Source organism: Chryseobacterium daeguense DSM 19388, assembly GCF_000430825.1.
GTDB classification, from domain to species: domain Bacteria; phylum Bacteroidota; class Bacteroidia; order Flavobacteriales; family Weeksellaceae; genus Chryseobacterium; species Chryseobacterium daeguense.
The window spans coordinates 35,274-53,604 of record NZ_AUMT01000015.1 but is presented as its reverse complement, the minus strand read 5'-3'; the positions used below and the strand labels follow the sequence as shown (position 1 = coordinate 53,604).

Here is an 18,331-nt window from a genome sequence, read left to right as displayed (position 1 = left end):
TGACGAAAATTAATTTTAAGATATAAAAGAGATGGGACAAATCTAGTATGATCACCGATTAAGCAGGTTCTTTTTCAGCCAGCCGGAAGTCGACTGATAAGCAGAAATAGTTTCTTCCACAAGGTTTTGTTTTGGTATTTTTAATTTTTTTTCGTCGTAATAAATATTGAATTCCGGAGATATTTTACCAGGCTTCTGGCTTACAGAATATTGTTTTACCTTTCTTAAAGGCAAAATAATGGTCAAATGATTGTCTTTTATCATTCCAAGATCCTGATAGGTGGCAATATAAGCTTTAGGCTGAAATTCTTTGCTGAAAACATCCTGACCTAGAAATTTAGATTGATAATTGAAATTAAGCAGGCCGAAAAGGGTAGGCATTACATCAATTTGTGACATGGTTTGGGTAAATTTTTGAGGCTGGATAAATCCTTCGGAAAATATCATGGCCGGGATTCTGTACTTATCCATCGGAAGCTCAGTTTTTCCTGCACTTGAGGCACAATGGTCAGCTATGATTACAAAAACTGTATTTTTATACCAGCTCTGTTTTTTAGCCATTTCAAAAAACTTTTTTAATGAATAATCGGTGTATTTTACTCCTCCTTCACGGGATTTTGCATCTCCGGGAATGTCAATTCTTCCGTCCGGATAGGTAAAAGGCCTGTGGTTGGAAACCGTCATCCAGTGATTAAAAAACGGCTTTCCGGTTTTTGATTCTGTATTCATCACCTGAATTGCTTTTTTGGCCATATCTTCATCAGCAACACCCCAAACATTGGCGAAAGTGATTTCTTCAGGCCTGAATTGGTTCCTGTCTACAATTCCATAACCGTTTCCTGCGAAAAAATCTTTCATATTGTCAAAATAACTGTAACCGCCGTATAAAAATTTCACATCATAGCCTTTTGATTTGAAAACGCCTCCGGTTGTGAATTTATTTTTATTATTTTCCCGCTTGATAATGCTCTCTCCGGCTGTAGGGGGAATACAAAGGGTTAAAGCTTCAAGCCCCCTCACGGTGCGGTTTCCCGTAGCATACAAATTAGTAAACATCAGCGACCGGTCTGCAAGGCTGTCCAGAAAAGGGGTGATATTTTCTGTATTACCGTAATGTTTCAGAAAATCTGCAGATAAGCTTTCTATAGAAATTAACACTACGTTTTTCTTCAGTTCCGGTTTTGAAGAAACAATCTTTCTTATCAAAGAAGGCTCGGAAAAATGGCTCAGGAAAATTTTCTCGGCTTTCTGTTCGTTGATTGTAGGATAGAACTGAAAATAATCCAGTTCATTATGGGTAAATGCCCAGTAAAACTTTGGCAATCCGTTTGCCTGAATTTCTTCTTCGAAAACATTGTCCGTTTTTATCTTTGTTGTAATGCTTAAGCCGAAAACACTAATCCCTACTAAAACACAAAACACGCCCAAAAATAAAATCTTCTGTTTCAGACCCGGAAGTTCAGCCAGCTCTGACTTTGTTTTTTTATAAATAAATGCTGTAATGGAACCCGCCACAGCAAATATTGCCAGAAATAAAGGAATAACAGGATAGCTTTCCATAATATTCCCAATCACTTCATTGGTATAGATAAGATAGTCTACAGCGATAAAATTGTATCTTAAACCAAATTCATTGTAAAAGAAGTATTCACTTACCGCATTAAAAGTAATTAATAGAACGTACAAAAATACAGTAATAAAATAAAGAGTATTTCTGATTTTTATGCGCTTTTCAGGTAAGAAAAGCATTAAAGCAAAGAAAATTATTTTTACTCCTACAAAGGCCAGAGTGATTTCTGCAATGGAACCTCCGTACTGTTTAAAGATATTGTTCGGGATAAAAAGTATGTAGATGAAGAAAAGCGATAAAGCTACTAAGATAATTTGCCCATAAGGTTTTTTATATTTTGAATTCGACAGAAATAAAAAGTACAGCGCTAGAAAGGGACAGGTTAAAATAAATACAAAAGTATCATTTAGTAGCCCCATCACTATAATTTTCAAAACTTCAAGAAGTCCAAATCTGGCTGTAGTAATGGGATGAAATAAAAAAACAATTCTCAGAATCAAAGAAATAAGAAGATAGAAAACGCCTAAATATAAAAAGGGTCTTATTTTTTTAACATGCATTTGCTGAATAATATAAATTCGTGCAAATGTAATTTTTTGATATATTAATTCAAAATAAAACATTGTATTTGTGAAATTGTTATGATAAATTCACAAATATTAAAAATTAATTAAAAGCGTAAAATATTCTTTGATTTAATAATTATAATAAAAAAAGAGCTATTAGAATAGCTCTTTGTATTTTTAAATTCTATAAAAAATGTTAAAATTAAGAATATCCGAAACCAATGTTTCCTTTTCTGTCAGAAAGATTCTTTTTAAAATCAATCATTCTTAAAGCTGTTACGGCTGCTTCAACTCCTTTATTTCCCAAATCACCGCCGCTTCTTGCGATAGACTGTTCTTTTGTGTCATCAGTCAAAACACAGAAAATAGTTGGAGTATCTGTAAGAATATTACAATCTTTAATTCCCTGAGCTACTGCCGAACAGACATATTCGAAATGAGGAGTTTCCCCGCGGATCACGCACCCGATGGAGATTACCGCATCATACTTACGCTCTTTACAAAGCTGCATGCTTGCATAGTTCAGTTCAAAAGCCCCGGGAACAGGGAAAAGTTTTATATTTTCAGCTTTTACGCCTTCTTTTTGAAGGATTTCTAGAACTGCATCACGAAGATTGTACGTTACAAAATCATTCCACTCAGAAAAAACAATGCCGATAGAAAATTCATCGGCATTTGTTATATTAAGTGGCTTGTAATCAGAAAGATTAACTGTTGCCATTGTTTAGTAATATTTAGTCATTTCAATATAAGAATCAGACATTCCGTTGTCGTAGTCCTGATATTTTTCGTCAATTGTAGCAAAATATTTTTTAGCTTCAGCTTTTTTGTTCAATCCCAAAGCTAAAATCCCTGCTTTTCTTGTGAAGTAATACACTGTATATGGATCATCTGTAGCAGAAGCAGCTTTATCCAGTAATTGCAAAGCATCGTCATTTTTGTTAAGACCAGACTGTGCATCTGCCATTGCTCCGTATTTCATCGCCATCAATGTTTTGTTATCTGAAGAAAATTTATCTAAAAGATCATACGCTTCCTGGAATTTACCTTCTTTAAACTTCAAAATACCTGCGTTATAAGCAGAAAGCTTTCCTACATTAGTAGCAGCATATTCATTATAAGTTCCCAGGAAACCAGGGTTTGCGGCAGATTTACCTCCCAGTGCTTCCTTTTCCTTACCGTCTGCAAGATTTTTCTGTGCAGCAAGGAAACTCTTTACAGCTTCAGCGTTTTTAGGAGCTACAACGAATTGTTTGTACCCGAAGAAACCCAGAACACCTAAAATAAGCACCCCAAAAATAATCCCCAGAGGTTTTGAATATTTCTCAAGGAATCTTTCTGTGTTTAAAGCTTCTCTGTCAAGATCTTTAAAAAACTCCACTGTTTCTTTACCTTCTTGCTCGTTTTGAGCATTCTTTGTAAGTTTTGCCATAAATTCTTAAAAATTGAATTGCAAATTTAATTGTTTCTGAATGATTTACAAAATACTTTGTGAGTATTATTGATTTTATTTAAACAAATTAAGCGAATTGTTAACTGTGAATGAGCGAATAGTGAATTCTTAATCGTAAAAAATGCCTCGGCGGGCTCAGCATGGCATCCCTAATACTATACGTCTATTTTCCGGATTAAATAAACAGCAGTCTCAAAAGTGTCATGCTGAGCGGAGCCGAAGCATCTATATTAAAGTTTAATATTCTAAAATATGATAAACTTCTGCATTGAATTTTTTAAGCTTTTCCTCGCCTTTCAATCCTTTCAATCCAATTAAAAAACTGAATTGTGACACGGTTGCGCCCTGCTTTTCAATCAGTTTTGCTGCGGCTTCTGTAGTTCCGCCGGTAGCCAGAAGGTCGTCATGGATTAAAACTCTTTGTCCGGGTTTTATCTGTCCTTCCCGGGTTTCTATAATTGCGCTTCCGTATTCCAGATCATATTCTTCTGAAATAACCGGTGGCGGAAGTTTTCCTGCTTTTCTTATCAGGACAAACTGCACTTCTAAAGCTACGGCAATAGCAATCCCGAACAGATAACCGCGGCTTTCTATTCCGCAGACCGCATCTACTTTCCCTTTACTGAACTGTACAAGGTCTGCTATGACCTCTTCATACAGCTTTGGATTTAAAAAAATAGGAGAAATATCTTTGAACTGAATCCCCGGAATCGGGAAATCAGGAATATTTTCAATTGTTTCTTCCAGTTTTTTAATTAAATCTTGTGAAGCCATTAAGGATTGATTTTATAGCTGGAGATTTTCCATTCTCCGTTTACATTTTTAAGTCCGAAAGTCACTTTCAGTGAAGTCGTTTTCCCGCTTTTATCGGTTACATCATACGTTGCGTTTACGCTGGAAACATTAGCGTTTGTAGCGTTTGTGGTGATATTTTTTACGCTTACATTTTTCACTGATCCAAATCCTGATGTAGGATTGGAAAATGATTCATAGCTTCCCCAGCTTGGGTTGTTTGAAGCATTGAAAGCGGCTTTTAAGTTTTGTGAGCTTACGTTGTTCAGGAAGCTGCTTACAGTAGTTTTTGGATCTGCTGCCTGTTGTTTTGGTGTTGCCGGAGTTGTTGTCTGTCCCGGTATTGCATTAGGATCTGTAGTCGGTGGCGTAGTTGCTCCCGGATTATTTGGGTCAATGACCGCCGGATCCTGGTTTACTGCTGTGGAATCTACTTTTGGCGGTGCTGGAACCTTCAGCAGAGCAGAATTTACGTCTAATCCTATTTTGCTCATTTTGAAAGTTTTGGCTGTAGTTTTTACAGAAACGGTGATGTCTATTTTATTGTCTACAACTTTTGCCGCCGGAATTGATGAGAATTTTAAATTAAATCCTTTAAAATTATTATCCTGCATTAAATTTTTCGCAGTAGAAAGCTTTACTCCGTTACTGAAAACTTCAAGAGTAGCTTCTAAACCAGCTCCTGTGAAAGCCACGGGATTTCCTGCACTATCTACAAGTCTTGGAATAATCTGGATGGCTGTAGGTGCACCGGCTCCGTCGTCACCGGTAGGTCTCGTAATGATGCTCAACGAGCTTGCTTTTACATCATTAGGGTCGCTTTCTTTTGCGGTTTCATCGCCGAAGATGTTCATTTCACCTAATGAAGGCGGAGCTGTACTTGCCCATTCTATTCCGTTTTTTTGTGCAACCTGATCTGCAAGTGCCATAATTTCCGGAACTTTCTTTCCGTTAATCAGCTGTCCGAGCGCTTTAAGCTCTTCCACATCGCCTTCTGCTTCCACCCCGAATGTTTTAAGGATGTAAAGGGCTTCATTAAACTTGATCTGCTTAATGGTAGGAAGGCTGGCCGTCATATCGTTGATACTTGACTGTAAAGTTTTTGTGCTTGTAGCATCTACAGAGTCTTTTTTACATGCTGTGAAGAGCAATAAGCTGAAAACTAGAAGAAAAGATAACTTTTTCATTTTTAATTCGGTTTGCCACAAATTTACTAAAACCTTTATTAATAGAGGATTTTATTTTTTATTTTGTTGTTCTTTAAGATTGGACCCGAAGAAAGAGCTGAAAATAGTCTGCATATTCTGATAATCAGGATCTTGCCAGTAAGGAGCTGTATAGTAGCTGGAATAGGTGTCAAATTTTACTTTTTCCAGGTTATTTTCATTACCAAAGCTCAGTTCGGTAGGGTAAAAATTGTCATAAATAATCACTGAATTATAGTCTGGTTCACTTTTATGCTTTAAATGAAGAGAAACAATTTTATTGTATTCTAAAAGATCTTTTAATGTTTTTTGAGAATTTTTTTCGTAAGCAACATTTAAAATGCTTTTGAAGTCAAAAAATCTTAATCCTAAAAAAGAAAATTCTTTCTCCTGAAATGCTTCACCGGTAATTTCTATTTCATCTTTAGTTTCGCCTTTCAGTTCTTTTATCTTTGTGTTTTTACTTTTTTTGTATTCAGCTATGTCTCCTATCTGCTTCATTTCAGGAACTTTTAAGAAAAATGCATAATCCCATGAAGAAGCCTGCTTTCTGTCTTCTGCTGCATTTTGTATTCTGAAAACCCTGTACTGCTCAATGCGTGTGCTCTTTAGTTTTTTCGTTTTATTGTCGAAAACATAAGTTATGATTCCGTCTGTAAAAGAATTTAATTTATTGTTTAAAGTAACATAAGAGTTGAAATTTCCTTTCACAAAAATGTATTTTGCCGGCTTGTTATTTTTGATCACAACTGTTTCAATGTCTCTCACATTATCTATGATTTTAATGACATCTTTATCAAAATCCGCATACGAAAGTGTTGCTACATTAGCATTATTATAAACCAATTGAAATTTTTCCTGATCAGGCTTTAAGGCCTGCTTATCAATTTTACCGTCAATATCAGAATAAGCCACAATGCTTCCGTCTTTTCCGAATACTGAAACTTTTGGAAGAGGCTTATTGGTTCTTTCTGAAATAAAAGTGATGGTTTGTGCGTTAAGAATATTTACTATCAATAGAAATACAAATAAGAAAAAATTCCTTTTCATAACAATTTTGGTTTTATTATTATTTAAAAATCAGATTTACAATTATAAGACAGGAAAAAAATTAAAAAGGTTGCATCAAATTTTTAATTATTCTTTTTATTACATAAAAAAAAGACTGATCATTACAATCAGTCTTTCTTATTTTTATCTTGTTACAAATTCCTTAGAAAGGATATTCATAAATTTCAGATTCATGTAAATAAGGGTTTCCTGTAGGGATCAGTTTAAGCTTAGATAATGCTGTAAGCACTGTAAACATGAATAATCCTGCTACGAATAGGATAGCTCCCAAGATTAGTAAGAATACTTCAGGAGTTTTCCAGTAAGGCCCTACCGTTCCCGGCATTACCATATTGAAATAATCCAAAATGTGTCCTAATAAAACTACTACTGCCATTATTGTAACCACTTTGTAGTTTCTCTTGATGCTGCTGCTCACCAATACCAGTAGTGGTAACAAGAAATTGATGATCAGCATCGGTAAGAATGTAGGAGAGTAGTGCTGGAATCTTCCGAAGAAGTAGTTAACCTCTTCCGGAACGTTTGCATACCAATAAAGCATGAACTGAGCGAACCATGTATACGTCCAAAGCATACTTGTAGCAAAAAGGAATACTCCTAAATCATGCAGGTGATTGTCATTGAACTGTGGTAAGAAACCATTTTTCTTAAGATAAACACTTAGAAGAATGATCACCGCAATACCACTTGAAAGGCAGCTAACCATTGAATACCAGATATACATTGTAGAATACCAGTGAGGGTCAATAGACATCAACCAGTCCCATGCCCAAGCTGCAGAAGCAAATCCGAAGAATGCAATATATCCTACTGCCCATCTGTAAAGCATTTGATAATCTACTTTAGATTTTGTTTCGTCTACAAGTTTAGATTGTGCTTTCAGTTTCCAGGCGAAGAAAGAGGCTCCAGCAACGTAGATAATCGTTCTTACTGCATAGAAAGGTATGTTTAAGAATTTTTTCTTTTCAAATAAGATCACATCAAAATGAGGTGAGTTCGGGTCTGTCAATTCAGGATCCATCCAGTGGAAAAGGTGGCCGTTGTGTGTGATATTCAAAATCATCAGGATGATCAAAATAGCACCTCCGTAAGGAATATAAGAAGCAATAGCTTCCATTACTCTTGTAATAATAATTGGCCAACCTGCGTGTGCAGCGTGCTGAATAGAGTAGAAGAACAATACGCAGCAGCTAACTCCGAAGAAAAATACAGCTACAAAATGTATTGCCGCTAAAGGCTGGTTGTGAACCTGAAGAGTGGCGTGCTCAAGGTGAGCTGCATGGTCCTGAGGTCCTACCATTTCACTGGAATGTGTAGGAGCAGTATGACCAGAAGCATGAACAGCCTCCATCATATGTTCTATCTGTTCTGTAGAAATCCCTTTATTCATAAAGAAACCGATAGCAAATAGAACTAAACCTACAACAAGAAGGATTATAGAAGTTGATTTTAATTTTGGTGAAAAACTATACATTTCTTTTCTTATTTTTTAGTTTCGGTAGTTTCAGTCTTTGCTTTTGCTTCAGGTGCCGGTGCTGCTGTTGTAGCAGTTGCTGTTGCCGCTGCAGGTGCCGCCGCTCCTTTTTTGAATGCGCTCATTACGTACATTGCAACTCTCCATCTGTCGCCAGCGTTAAGTTGTCCTGCATAAGATCCCATTGCGTTTCTACCGTTTGTTAATACATAATGAACAGATCCTACAGTAAGTTCTCTATCAGCATAGTTTGGTACACCTGAGAAAGCTCCTGACTGTACAATTGGGCCCTGTCCGTCTCCACCTACACCATGACAAGCAGCACAAGTGCGGTCAAATAACATTTTTCCTCTTTCAATATCCTTAGCTGCATTAGCCGGATTTAAAGGAGAAGTTGTCATTGATTTTGACGCTTCATATCCTGCGTTATATTCATCTACATTTTTTGGAAGTAATCCTTCTTCAAAAATACCGTCTTTATTTTGAGCTACTGATCCTTCTACAGGAGAAAGACCTGTTGCACCATTATTTTTTACGAAAGCTGGAATTTCATTTTCATGATCTGAATAAGCATCCTGAGCTTTCATCAATGGATCATAAGCTACCGGGAAATACATATCCGGGAAATATACCAGTGGTGTATTCTTTTTCGGTCCGCAAGAATTAAGTAAAACTGTTGTTAGACCTAAAACTGCTGTAATTCTTAATACGTTCTTTTTCATTTTAAGCGTCTTTAACAGTTATTTCTTCTACTCCAGTTTCAATAAGTAACTGTTTTACAGATTCTACATCATCAGTTACAAATTCCATCATGAATTTATCATCCGTAGTTCTCGGATCCGGGTTTTGTGCAGGTGCTCCGGGATACATTTTGTTTCTTACCAAGAAAGTTAATGACATCATGTGAGCAGCACAGAATACCATAAGCTCGAACATTGGTACTACGAATGCCGGCATATTGTGTCCCCAATCGAAAGCTGGTTTACCACCGATATTTTGAGGCCAGTCGTGGTTCATCACATACCATGTCAAAGTAGCACCGATAGTAACCCCATAACAAGCATAGATGAAAGCGGCATCAGAAATTCTTGTTTTCTTTAAACCTAAAGCTTTATCTAGTCCGTGAACCGGAAACGGAGTATAGACTTCGTTTATCGCGATTCCTTTATCGTTGAATGCTTTAACGCCGTTCATTAAATCGTCGTCGTCAGCATAAAGTCCGTATACAATTTTAGTGGTGCTCATCTCCTTCTTTTGCTTTATAAGTTTCACCTGAGATTTTCAAAATCGATTTTAATTCGGCCTGTGCAATTACAGGGAATGTTCTTGCGTATAATAAGAATAATACAGAGAAGAATCCGATTGTTCCTAAATATACACCCACATCAATGATCGTTGGTTTAAACATCGTCCAAGATCCTGGTAAGTAGTCTCTTGAAAGGTTGATAACAATGATATCAAAACGTTCAAACCACATACCGATGTTGATGATTAATGCAACAATGAATGTCCAGATAATGTTCGTTCTAAGTCTCTTGAACCAGAAAGAAGCAGGAACAACAAGGTTACAGATAATAAGTGACCAGAAAGCCCACCAGTAAGGTCCCACAGCAGCACCTGGAGAAAGATACGTAAAGTCTTCGAATCTTGATCCGGAGTACCATCCGATGAAATATTCTGTTGCGTAAGCTACCGTTACCATACCACCTGTTAAGATAATTACGATGTTCATAATTTCAATATGATACATTGTAATGTAGTCCTCAAGGTGACAAACTTTTCTTGCAACCAACAATAGGGTCTGTACCATTGCGAATCCTGAGAAGATCGCACCGGCAACGAAGTAAGGAGGGTAGATTGTAGAGTGCCATCCTTTAATAACCGAAGTTGCGAAGTCAAAAGATACAGTAGTGTGTACCGAGAATACAAGTGGAGTTGCCAAACCTGCAAGAACCAAAGAAAGTTCTTCGAATCTTTGCCAGTGTTTTGCTTTACCACCCCATCCGAATGCAAGGAATGTATAAATTTTCTTAGTCCAAGGAGTTTTTGCTCTGTCTCTGATCATTGCAAAATCAGGGATAAGACCCATGAACCAGAATACTGTAGATACTGAGAAATATGTAGAGATTGCAAATACGTCCCAAAGTAGAGGAGAGTTAAAGTTCCCCCAAAGAGAACCGAACTGGTTTGGTAAAGGGAATACCCAATATCCTACCCAAACTCTACCCATGTGAATTACCGGGAAGATTGCCGCCTGTACAACCGCAAAGATCGTCATCGCCTCTGCAGATCTGTTTACAGACATTCTCCATCTCTGTCTAAATAATAATAATACCGCTGAGATTAGGGTTCCGGCGTGACCGATACCTACCCACCATACGAAGTTGGTAATATCCCAACCCCAGTTAATAGTTCTGTTAAGCCCCCATGCTCCAATACCTGTTCCGATAGTATAAGCGATACATCCGAATCCATAGATGAATAGAACTAAGGCTGCATATAATGAGATCCACCATAATTTACCTGCTCTTTCTTCGATAGGTCGTGCGATATCTTCTGTAATATCGTGATAAGTTTTGTGACCAATAATCAGAGGTTCCCTTATCGGAGCTTCGTAATGTCCTGACATTTTTTACCTATTTATTATTTAAACTTTATTTTTCTACTCTGTTTCTTACTTTAGTGTGATAGAACACGTTTGGTTTGGTTCCGATCTCTTCCAGTAAATAATATCTTCTGTTTGAAGCATATTGCTTTCTCACTTCAGATTCTTTGTCATTCATGTCTCCGAAAGTCATAGCTCCCGTAGAACAAGCAGCAGCACAAGCACAAGATGCCTGGAATTCTTTATCTGTTACTTTTCTGTTCTCTCTCTTAGCGTTTAAGATAGTAGCCTGAGTTTCCTGGATACACATTGAACATTTCTCCATTACCCCTCTTGTTCTTACAACAACGTCCGGGTTAAGTACCATTCTTCCTAAATCATTGTTCATATTAAAATCGAACTTATCATTCAGGTTGTATGTAAACCAGTTGAAACGTCTTACTTTGTAAGGACAGTTATTTGCACAATATCTTGTACCGATACATCTGTTGTAAGCCATGTGGTTCTGACCCTGTTTACCGTGTGAAGTAGCCGCTACCGGACATACCGTTTCACAAGGAGCGTGGTTACAGTGCTGACACATTACCGGCTGGAAGATTACGTCCGGATTATCTGCAGGGTGGTTCAATGCTCCACCGTCTCCGAATGCGGTTCCGTATAATTCCGGAACAGCCATTCCCTCTTTTAATCCTTCGTATACTTCTACCTTCTGTCTTGAAGAATAGTAACGGTCAATTCTTAACCAATACATATCTCTTGACATTCTGATCTCTTCTTTACCTACAACCGGAGTATTGTTTTCTGCCTGACAGGCAATAACACAGGCTCCACAACCCGTACAAGAGTTCAGGTCGATAGAAAGATTAAAGTGAGGTCCGTCTGTATCATCGAAAGCATCCCAAAGGTCAATCTTTCTTGCAGGAAGTGCCCCGCTTATTGTATGATATTCCAAAGGCTTATTCCATCCTTTATGCTCATCATCGAATGCTACTGTTAGGAATTCATTTAATGGAACTTCTTTAGCAATTTCGTAACGTCCCATCAATGTATTCTGAAGCTGGATACCAGCGAACTCATGATCTTCTCCTGTTTTTTCGATCTTTACATTAGAAATAGCTAAGTTAGACCCGTCAAATAAAGGATAAGCATTTACACCTGTATCAGCTGTAGTTCCTGAGTTTTTCTTACCATATCCAAGTGCAAGACCTACAGATCCTTCAGCTTGTCCCGGCTGTATGAATACAGGAACATCTTTTATTGTTACTCCATTTACAGTAAGGTTTACGATAGAACCGTCCAACTGCATTCTTGCGTTAAGATCGTTTTCAATACCGAATTTTTCTGCATCTTTAGGAGAAATTGTCAAATAATTGTCCCAAGACATTCTTGTGATAGGGTCCGGTAATTCCTGCAGCCAAGGATTGTTTGCCTGAGTACCGTCTCCCATTGAAGTCTTAGTATATAATACCAATTCTAGATCAGAAGATTTGAAACCGCTTAATTCAGCAATTGCCTGGGCAGCATTTCCTCCGGCGTAAGACAATGTCATAGCATTTGGAGAAACATTGATACCGTTATATAAAGCTTTGTTGAAAGAAGTTCCTCCTAAAATAGAAGAAGCATTAGCTTTTAAATAATCATAATAATTATTAGCAGCGTTGTTTTTACCATTTTTCCAAACCAATAAAGATTCTTCGATCTGTCTTGATTTATAGATTTTCTGGATCGTAGGCTGCATTAATGAATATACACCTGTCTGAGGTTCAATATCACCCCAAGATTCCAGCCAGTTAGCTACAGGAATTACAGCTTTCGCTGCTTTGTACATTTCATTTTTCTTATCTGCAACAGCAATTACATAAGGAACTTTTGCTAAAGACTTTTTGAAGTCTTCTCCCTTGTGGTAAGAATAAATAGGGTCTACATTGTTAGCGATCAACACGCCAACCTGACCTGCATTTACCCATCCAAGGAATTCTTGGAATCTTGCCTTATCGAATTCTTTTAATAAGTTCGCTTTACCTGTGAAGGCAACTGAACCTAATTTTTGGTTAATTAAGTGTGCTAAAACCTGTGCACCTTTAGAACCATCAGCTAAAACAACAGCTTTGCTGCCTTTTGCCTGAAGTTCTTTTGCCAATTCAGAAGCTGTTTTATCAGAAGTACCACCTCCTACGATTGCGTTGTAAACCTCAACTAAAGTTTTATTTACTAAGCTTGGCTTTAATCTGATTCTTTCGTCTGAGTTAGCACCTGTCAACGACATGTTTGATTCCACCTGAATGTGTCTCAACATAGTTGCGCCCGGCTTTCTTGCTGCTGCGTAAGAAGTTTCTAAACTTCCACCGTTATAATCTCCTAAGAAATCAGCCTGGAAAGAAACTACCAATTCTGTCCCTTTAAGGTCATAAACAGGTAATGCTCTTGTTCCAAATACTTCCTGAGCCGCATCTAAAGCTGCTGCGTAAGGAAAAGCATCATAAGTTACTAATTCTGCTGTAGGATATTTTGCTTTAAATTCAGCGAATAATTTTTTGAAAGTAGGTGAAGCAAAAGAATGTGACAATAATACGATTCTTTTACCTGCTGCTTTAGCTTCCTCCAGCCCTTTGATTACAAAACTGTCTACTTTATCGAAAGTTTCATCTTTACCTTCAAATTTCGGCTGTTTTACTTTATCATTATCATAAAGAGAAAGTACACTTGCCTGAGCTCTTGCGTTAGTTTTACCTAAATCACCTGCAGCCGGGTTTGGATCTATTTTGATTGGTCTGCCTTCTCTGGTTTTTACTAAAACACTGGCAAAGTCGAACCCATCGAAATATGTTGAAGCGTAATAATTCGGAACCCCCGGAATAATGTCATGCGGTTTTACCACATAAGGGATTGTTTTGATTACCGGAGCTTCACATGCAGCTAATGTTACCGCTGCAGTAGAGAAACCTAATAGTTTTAAGAAATCTCTTCTTGAAGTACCAGATCCGTTCTGTTCAGCATCTCCAAGGAAATCTTCTACCGGAATTTCTTCCTGGAACTCTTTTTGAGCCAGCTTATTGTTTAAAGCCGGGTCTTTAAGTTCGTGAATACTTCTAAATTGTATTTTGTTTGAAGCCATTTATACTTCTAATTTTTAGTTATTAATAATGACATTTACCACACTCAAGACCTCCAATAGCATCTACAGTAATCTTACCACCATCCTTAGGGTATTGTTTTTTCAACTTGTCATGTAGATTCTTGAAGTATTCTTTATTATAACCGTTGTTCATATCAACTTCTGTAGTTCTGTGGCATTCAATACACCATCCCATTGTGAAGTCATTAGCCATTTGAACAACATTCATTGTGTCAATTTTTCCGTGACAAGCCTTACATACAACATCAATTTTGTTGTTTGGATTCTTTTTGTTGAAAGAATTGATGATCGCCTGCTCACCTGCTACAACGTGCTGAGAGTGGTTGAAGTAAACGAAGTCCGGCATGTTGTGGATTCTTGTCCATTCAACTGGCTGAGTTTTCCCTGTGTACTGTTGTTTTGCAGGATCCCAACCTGTAGCAGCATAGATTTTCTGGATTTCTCCGTCGTAGAATGCCTTGTCTTTTCCTGGCTCCATGTAGTGCTCTGCGTTGTATTCAGAAATTGTTCTGTGACAGTTCATACAAACGTTCATAGAAGGGATTTCAGATACCTTACCGTATTTAGCACTTGAGTGACAAAGCTGACAGTCAATCTTCTGTTCTCCAGCGTGGATTTTGTGTGAGAAATAGATAGGCTGTTCCGGCTTATATCCTTTGTAAACCCCGATCCACATGATCCAGTTCCAGATTCCATAAGTTGCCAGAAGCGCAAGGATTGCGATTAATCCTTTACCTACATAGTGATATTTTGCATAGATTTCACTGAAAGAACGAACTCTTGATTCGTTTAGTCCCGCTAAGTCATCAGACTGGCCTAATTTTACTAATTGTCTTAGTTTAATTAAGATCCAAACCAATAAACCAGCAATGGCAATAAGTGAAATAATTACGATGTTTGTAGTCGTAGAGCTGTTTGTCGGAGCTGCCTGCGCTGCATCTGCTGCTGGTGCAGCTTCTGCCTTTTTCTCTTCAGGAGCCGGCGGATTAGTTGTGTATGCTAAGATGTCATCAATGTCCTTATCCGTAAGATTTGGAAAGACCTGCATCTCAGTCTTATTATATTTTTCAAAAATCTCATTGGCGTACTTGTCTCCAGAAGCCCTCAGAGCTTTGTTGTCCTTGATCCACTTGTGAAGCCAATCTGTATCTACACCGCCTTCCGTCTTTACTCGTTCTACAACACCTTTCAGGGGTGGTCCTACAACTTGTTTGTCTAGTGCGTGACATGCAGTACAATTCGCTTTGAAAAGTTTCTCACCATTCTTAGGATCGCCGTCTTGCCCGTAAATTGAAGCACTGGTTGATAACAATAAGCCTATTGCGATCAACGTTTGTCTATAATGCTTTCTCCAACTAATCATTTAAATTATCTTATGTTAGTAAAATATTGAACATTCAATCAATTCCGCAAAAATAATATTTTTAACAGGAATTTAACGGTATATCCAAAGGGGAAAATATCATTTACGTTTAATTTGTATTGATTCTAAATAACTGTGTTTGGTATAATTTTTTAATTTGTATAAATTTGCGGAAACAAGTTTAAATGAGAAATTTAATCAAAATAATTTCGGTAGTATCATTATTTGGATTTTATAATGTTGATGCTCAACAGATTGTAAAAAAAGACACATTGGCCGGAACAGAACTCATCATGGTGATGGATTCTAAGGTAAGCGGAGCGCTGGAAAGCCTTGAGGACAAATGTTCTAGGGTAGCTTCTAATACGCCATCCAGAGATATGGACAATGATGATACACCGGCAAGACCTACAAAAATCTACGTTCCGAGCAGAGAGCTTACGAACGCTGAAATCTGTAGAAAAAATCCAAGGATTTTAGGATACAAAATCCAGATAACAACGGTAAAAAGTAATGAAGAGGCCAATGAGGTGAAATCTTATTTCAGAAAAAGATTCCCGAACCTGAAAGTGGAAACTGATGCATCTCTGAGACCGAATTATAAAATTTTAGCAGGAAGTTATTTCACAAAACAAAGTGCAGCATCGGACCTCTCCAAAGTAAGAGAATATTTTAAATCTGCAATCGCAGTACAGTACAGAATTTTCTGCTCAGAAGCAAAGTAGATTTAAGTAAAAATAATAAAATTGAAGCCGGAATTTTTCCGGCTTTTCTTATTTAGATACTAATTGTGTCATTATTTTCAGAAATTCATAATGAATTTTGGGGCTTAAACCCATTGATTTAATAATATTGATTCAAAAACCAGAAGAATTCTGCCATTCGGAGGAAATTATTTGCAACAAGGTAGGTGAGCATTATACAAAAGATCACTCCAAGAAAAGACAGGGTTTTAGGGGTGTTTTTATATGCATAAAACAGCCATCCCAGCAATAGCGGATAGATGAAAACAAAATGGCCGCCGTAAATGTAGGAAGTATGCAGCCCGAACCTCATCACACAATGGATAATGATATCAAACAGGAAAGAAATCATCAGGACTTGGACCAGTTTATTTTTGAAATTTTTAAAGTAACTCCAAAAAATTAAAGACAATAATACGGCAATAAAAATGTAAGGAACCCATGAAGAATAAACGTCCATTACAATGCCTTTATAGTCGAGCCCCTTCATATTATGCTTGTCCCGGATGATGAAATTAGAGAACAGGATATTTCCTCCAAAAAAGTAAGAAAGAATCATGTCCCAAGTGGGTGTAGAGTTCACATTTGAGAATTTTTCGTACTGTTCACTTGTTTTATTGAAGATGTTTTTATAGTTAAAATCAATCCTATTTAAATACAGCAAAATAAAGCAAACACAGGTGAAAAGAACCCTCAATACCGCATTTCCAAATTTTTTCCAGTTTTTAAATATACCTTTTTCAAATGCGATGGGAATGAAGACTTTAACAATATTTGTGACCGTTAATCCTCCGATGGAGGTTCCCGAAAAAGCAAGCGCTAATGCCGGGATCTTTTCCTCTTTTTTTAGTTTTATTGCTGAATAATGATTAAATAAAGTCAATAAGAATAAAGTGTACGTAAAGTTTTCCGGGGTAAAGGAAAGGAGCAGGGTAGTTGAAAAGGAACCGAAAAATAAGGTTAGTAACGAGTTCATTATCAAAGGCAGTCCAATGATATTTTTCAAATATTTGAAAACTTGTAATACGCTCAGACTTACTGCAATATTGCTGAACCAAGCCAAGGCAAACCGAAAGTTACCATCCATTTTTCCATGTGAAAGAAATAAGGCTGTCTCTCTGATCCAATTAAAAAAATAATAGGATAGTGGGTGCCTCTCAAAGCTCCCGCCGCTCATTACAATCGATTTATTATCAAAACTAAAATAAGCATCCCACGGAATTCTGCTGTCAAAAATGATTTTATAATGAATCGCGATATAAGATCCTAAATATCCGTAAGCAACCAAGAAAAAGAGAAAGACAATCAATTCTATTCCGGTTGAAGGGAAAATTAGCTTAAAAAAATGAAGAAATTTTGTTTTGAACTTAGACACCTGTTAAAAGTTTTTACAAAAGTAAAAATAAAAAACTCACCAAATGAGGTGAGTTTTTATAACTTATTTGATATATAATTATTCTTTAATTATTTTTTCAGAAGTTGAAGAACCATCTGTGAATTCTACCTGCATCACATATGTTCCTTTTGGAAGTGAAGATAGATCTGTTTTTTCTGAGGCAGACCTCAGGATTGTTTTCCCAGTGAAATCTACAATGCTGGTAGATTTAATCTTCTTATCTGATTTGATATTGACTTCTCCTTTTGTAGGATTAGGATAGATTTTTACGGATTTTGCTTTCGTATTAACTTCGTTAGTTGCTAACGTTGTTGCAGATACTATCACATCATCTATCGCAGCAATATCCGCATCATTACCAACATAACGGAATCTTATCTGCACATTTGCCTGACCAGCATAAGCGGCAAGACTTCTTTGCACGGAAACAATATTCTCATTGTAAAGGTCGGTATCAGGATCACCATCGCCATCGTCTATAAATCCTGTTTCAGCGTCATCATTCCATAAAGGAGTCCACGTAGTTCCTCCATTAGTGGATATTTCCGCGAAAAGATCACCAGCGTCATCCACCACCATGTAAGAATATCCTACAACCACTTTAAAATATAAATTTGGGCTGGTAGTTCCGACTAAGCTAAATGAAGGGCTTGTTAATGTGGCAGTATTGGGAGCTGCAATCCAATTAATAGAAGCAGATTTAGCTCCAGAAATTGTGTATTCAGATACTGCTGGAGCAGTAAAGTTTACCGTTGTAAAATCCCAAGGTCTTGATGCATTAGTATTTGCTCTTGACCATCCTGTTGGAGGAAATGTAGTTCCTTCAAAGTTTTCTGACAATAAAATTTGTGAATTGGCTAAAGCTCCAACACAAACTAATCCTAAAGAAAGTAAAAGTTTTTTCATGAGTTTAATTTGTTTAAAATTAATTAAAAAAAGGACAACACGATGAAAAAA

15 protein-coding genes are annotated in these 18,331 nt (G+C 37.0%); 1 reads left to right on the top strand and 14 read right to left on the bottom strand.

Annotated elements, in window-relative coordinates:
- Window positions 1-51 precede the first annotated feature (51 nt).
- From H560_RS0116550 to H560_RS0116490, 12 genes are all read right to left on the bottom strand, one after another.
- Window positions 52-2,130, bottom strand: a complete 2,079-nt coding sequence (locus H560_RS0116550; RefSeq protein WP_027381058.1) for an LTA synthase family protein — start codon at window positions 2,128-2,130, stop codon at window positions 52-54.
- A gap of 208 nt (window positions 2,131-2,338) precedes the next feature.
- Window positions 2,339-2,857, bottom strand: a complete 519-nt coding sequence (gene ribH, locus H560_RS0116545) for a 6,7-dimethyl-8-ribityllumazine synthase (protein ID WP_027381057.1) — start codon at window positions 2,855-2,857, stop codon at window positions 2,339-2,341.
- A 3-nt stretch (window positions 2,858-2,860) separates the two neighbouring features.
- Window positions 2,861-3,568 carry a YfgM family protein gene (locus tag H560_RS0116540; protein ID WP_027381056.1) on the bottom strand — a complete coding sequence of 236 codons (708 nt, stop codon included), beginning with the start codon at window positions 3,566-3,568 and terminating at the stop codon, window positions 2,861-2,863.
- Between the two features lie 258 nt (window positions 3,569-3,826).
- Window positions 3,827-4,363 (bottom strand): adenine phosphoribosyltransferase, encoded by a 537-nt coding sequence (locus H560_RS0116535; RefSeq protein WP_027381055.1) that lies wholly within the window; start codon window positions 4,361-4,363, stop codon window positions 3,827-3,829.
- Window positions 4,363-5,568: an NTF2-like transpeptidase gene (locus H560_RS0116530; protein ID WP_027381054.1), complete on the bottom strand. Its 1,206-nt coding sequence runs from the start codon at window positions 5,566-5,568 to the stop codon at window positions 4,363-4,365. The genes H560_RS0116535 and H560_RS0116530 overlap by 1 nt, the downstream gene beginning before the upstream one ends.
- Before the next feature lie 51 nt (window positions 5,569-5,619).
- The gene (locus H560_RS0116525; protein ID WP_027381053.1) at window positions 5,620-6,636 is read right to left on the bottom strand and encodes a hypothetical protein; all 1,017 of its coding nucleotides are present in this window, start codon (window positions 6,634-6,636) and stop codon (window positions 5,620-5,622) included.
- 163 nt (window positions 6,637-6,799) lie between these two features.
- Window positions 6,800-8,131 carry a hypothetical protein gene (locus tag H560_RS0116515; protein ID WP_027381051.1) on the bottom strand — a complete coding sequence of 444 codons (1,332 nt, stop codon included), beginning with the start codon at window positions 8,129-8,131 and terminating at the stop codon, window positions 6,800-6,802.
- 8 nt (window positions 8,132-8,139) lie between these two features.
- Complete coding sequence (locus H560_RS21880; protein ID WP_034753091.1) at window positions 8,140-8,853, bottom strand: c-type cytochrome; 714 nt, start codon at window positions 8,851-8,853, stop codon at window positions 8,140-8,142.
- Between the two features lies 1 nt (window position 8,854).
- A complete protein-coding gene (locus tag H560_RS0116505) occupies window positions 8,855-9,376 on the bottom strand; it encodes a DUF3341 domain-containing protein (protein ID WP_027381050.1) in 522 nt (173 codons plus the stop codon).
- Window positions 9,363-10,760 carry an NrfD/PsrC family molybdoenzyme membrane anchor subunit gene (nrfD, locus tag H560_RS0116500; RefSeq protein WP_027381049.1) on the bottom strand — a complete coding sequence of 466 codons (1,398 nt, stop codon included), beginning with the start codon at window positions 10,758-10,760 and terminating at the stop codon, window positions 9,363-9,365. Before nrfD ends, H560_RS0116505 begins: the two co-directional genes overlap by 14 nt.
- Window positions 10,761-10,785: 25 nt before the next feature.
- Complete coding sequence (locus tag H560_RS0116495) at window positions 10,786-13,851, bottom strand: TAT-variant-translocated molybdopterin oxidoreductase (RefSeq protein ID WP_027381048.1); 3,066 nt, start codon at window positions 13,849-13,851, stop codon at window positions 10,786-10,788.
- Between the two features lie 22 nt (window positions 13,852-13,873).
- A complete protein-coding gene (locus H560_RS0116490) occupies window positions 13,874-15,235 on the bottom strand; it encodes a c-type cytochrome (protein WP_027381047.1) in 1,362 nt (453 codons plus the stop codon).
- Window positions 15,236-15,420: 185 nt separating this feature from the next.
- On the opposite strand from H560_RS0116490, the gene H560_RS0116485 reads away from it, so the two are divergent.
- The gene (locus H560_RS0116485) at window positions 15,421-15,960 is read left to right on the top strand and encodes an SPOR domain-containing protein (protein ID WP_027381046.1); all 540 of its coding nucleotides are present in this window, start codon (window positions 15,421-15,423) and stop codon (window positions 15,958-15,960) included.
- 118 nt (window positions 15,961-16,078) lie between these two features.
- Here H560_RS0116485 and H560_RS0116480 read toward each other — a convergent pair whose 3' ends face one another.
- Window positions 16,079-17,353: a DUF6080 domain-containing protein gene (locus tag H560_RS0116480; protein ID WP_027381045.1), complete on the bottom strand. Its 1,275-nt coding sequence runs from the start codon at window positions 17,351-17,353 to the stop codon at window positions 16,079-16,081.
- Window positions 17,354-17,431: 78 nt separating this feature from the next.
- Window positions 17,432-18,280: a T9SS type A sorting domain-containing protein gene (locus H560_RS0116475; protein ID WP_027381044.1), complete on the bottom strand. Its 849-nt coding sequence runs from the start codon at window positions 18,278-18,280 to the stop codon at window positions 17,432-17,434.
- Between the last annotated feature and the right edge of the window lie 51 nt (window positions 18,281-18,331).

Coding starts and splice junctions, on each gene's coding strand:
- H560_RS0116550 (WP_027381058.1), bottom strand. CDS start 2,130: ATGCATGTTAAAAAAATAAGACCCTTTTTATATTTAGGCGTTTTCTAT.
- ribH (WP_027381057.1), bottom strand. CDS start 2,857: ATGGCAACAGTTAATCTTTCTGATTACAAGCCACTTAATATAACAAAT.
- H560_RS0116540 (WP_027381056.1), bottom strand. CDS start 3,568: ATGGCAAAACTTACAAAGAATGCTCAAAACGAGCAAGAAGGTAAAGAA.
- H560_RS0116535 (WP_027381055.1), bottom strand. CDS start 4,363: ATGGCTTCACAAGATTTAATTAAAAAACTGGAAGAAACAATTGAAAAT.
- H560_RS0116530 (WP_027381054.1), bottom strand. CDS start 5,568: ATGAAAAAGTTATCTTTTCTTCTAGTTTTCAGCTTATTGCTCTTCACA.
- H560_RS0116525 (WP_027381053.1), bottom strand. CDS start 6,636: ATGAAAAGGAATTTTTTCTTATTTGTATTTCTATTGATAGTAAATATT.
- H560_RS0116515 (WP_027381051.1), bottom strand. CDS start 8,131: ATGTATAGTTTTTCACCAAAATTAAAATCAACTTCTATAATCCTTCTT.
- H560_RS21880 (WP_034753091.1), bottom strand. CDS start 8,853: ATGAAAAAGAACGTATTAAGAATTACAGCAGTTTTAGGTCTAACAACA.
- H560_RS0116505 (WP_027381050.1), bottom strand. CDS start 9,376: ATGAGCACCACTAAAATTGTATACGGACTTTATGCTGACGACGACGAT.
- nrfD (WP_027381049.1), bottom strand. CDS start 10,760: ATGTCAGGACATTACGAAGCTCCGATAAGGGAACCTCTGATTATTGGT.
- H560_RS0116495 (WP_027381048.1), bottom strand. CDS start 13,851: ATGGCTTCAAACAAAATACAATTTAGAAGTATTCACGAACTTAAAGAC.
- H560_RS0116490 (WP_027381047.1), bottom strand. CDS start 15,235: ATGATTAGTTGGAGAAAGCATTATAGACAAACGTTGATCGCAATAGGC.
- H560_RS0116485 (WP_027381046.1), top strand. CDS start 15,421: ATGAGAAATTTAATCAAAATAATTTCGGTAGTATCATTATTTGGATTT.
- H560_RS0116475 (WP_027381044.1), bottom strand. CDS start 18,280: ATGAAAAAACTTTTACTTTCTTTAGGATTAGTTTGTGTTGGAGCTTTA.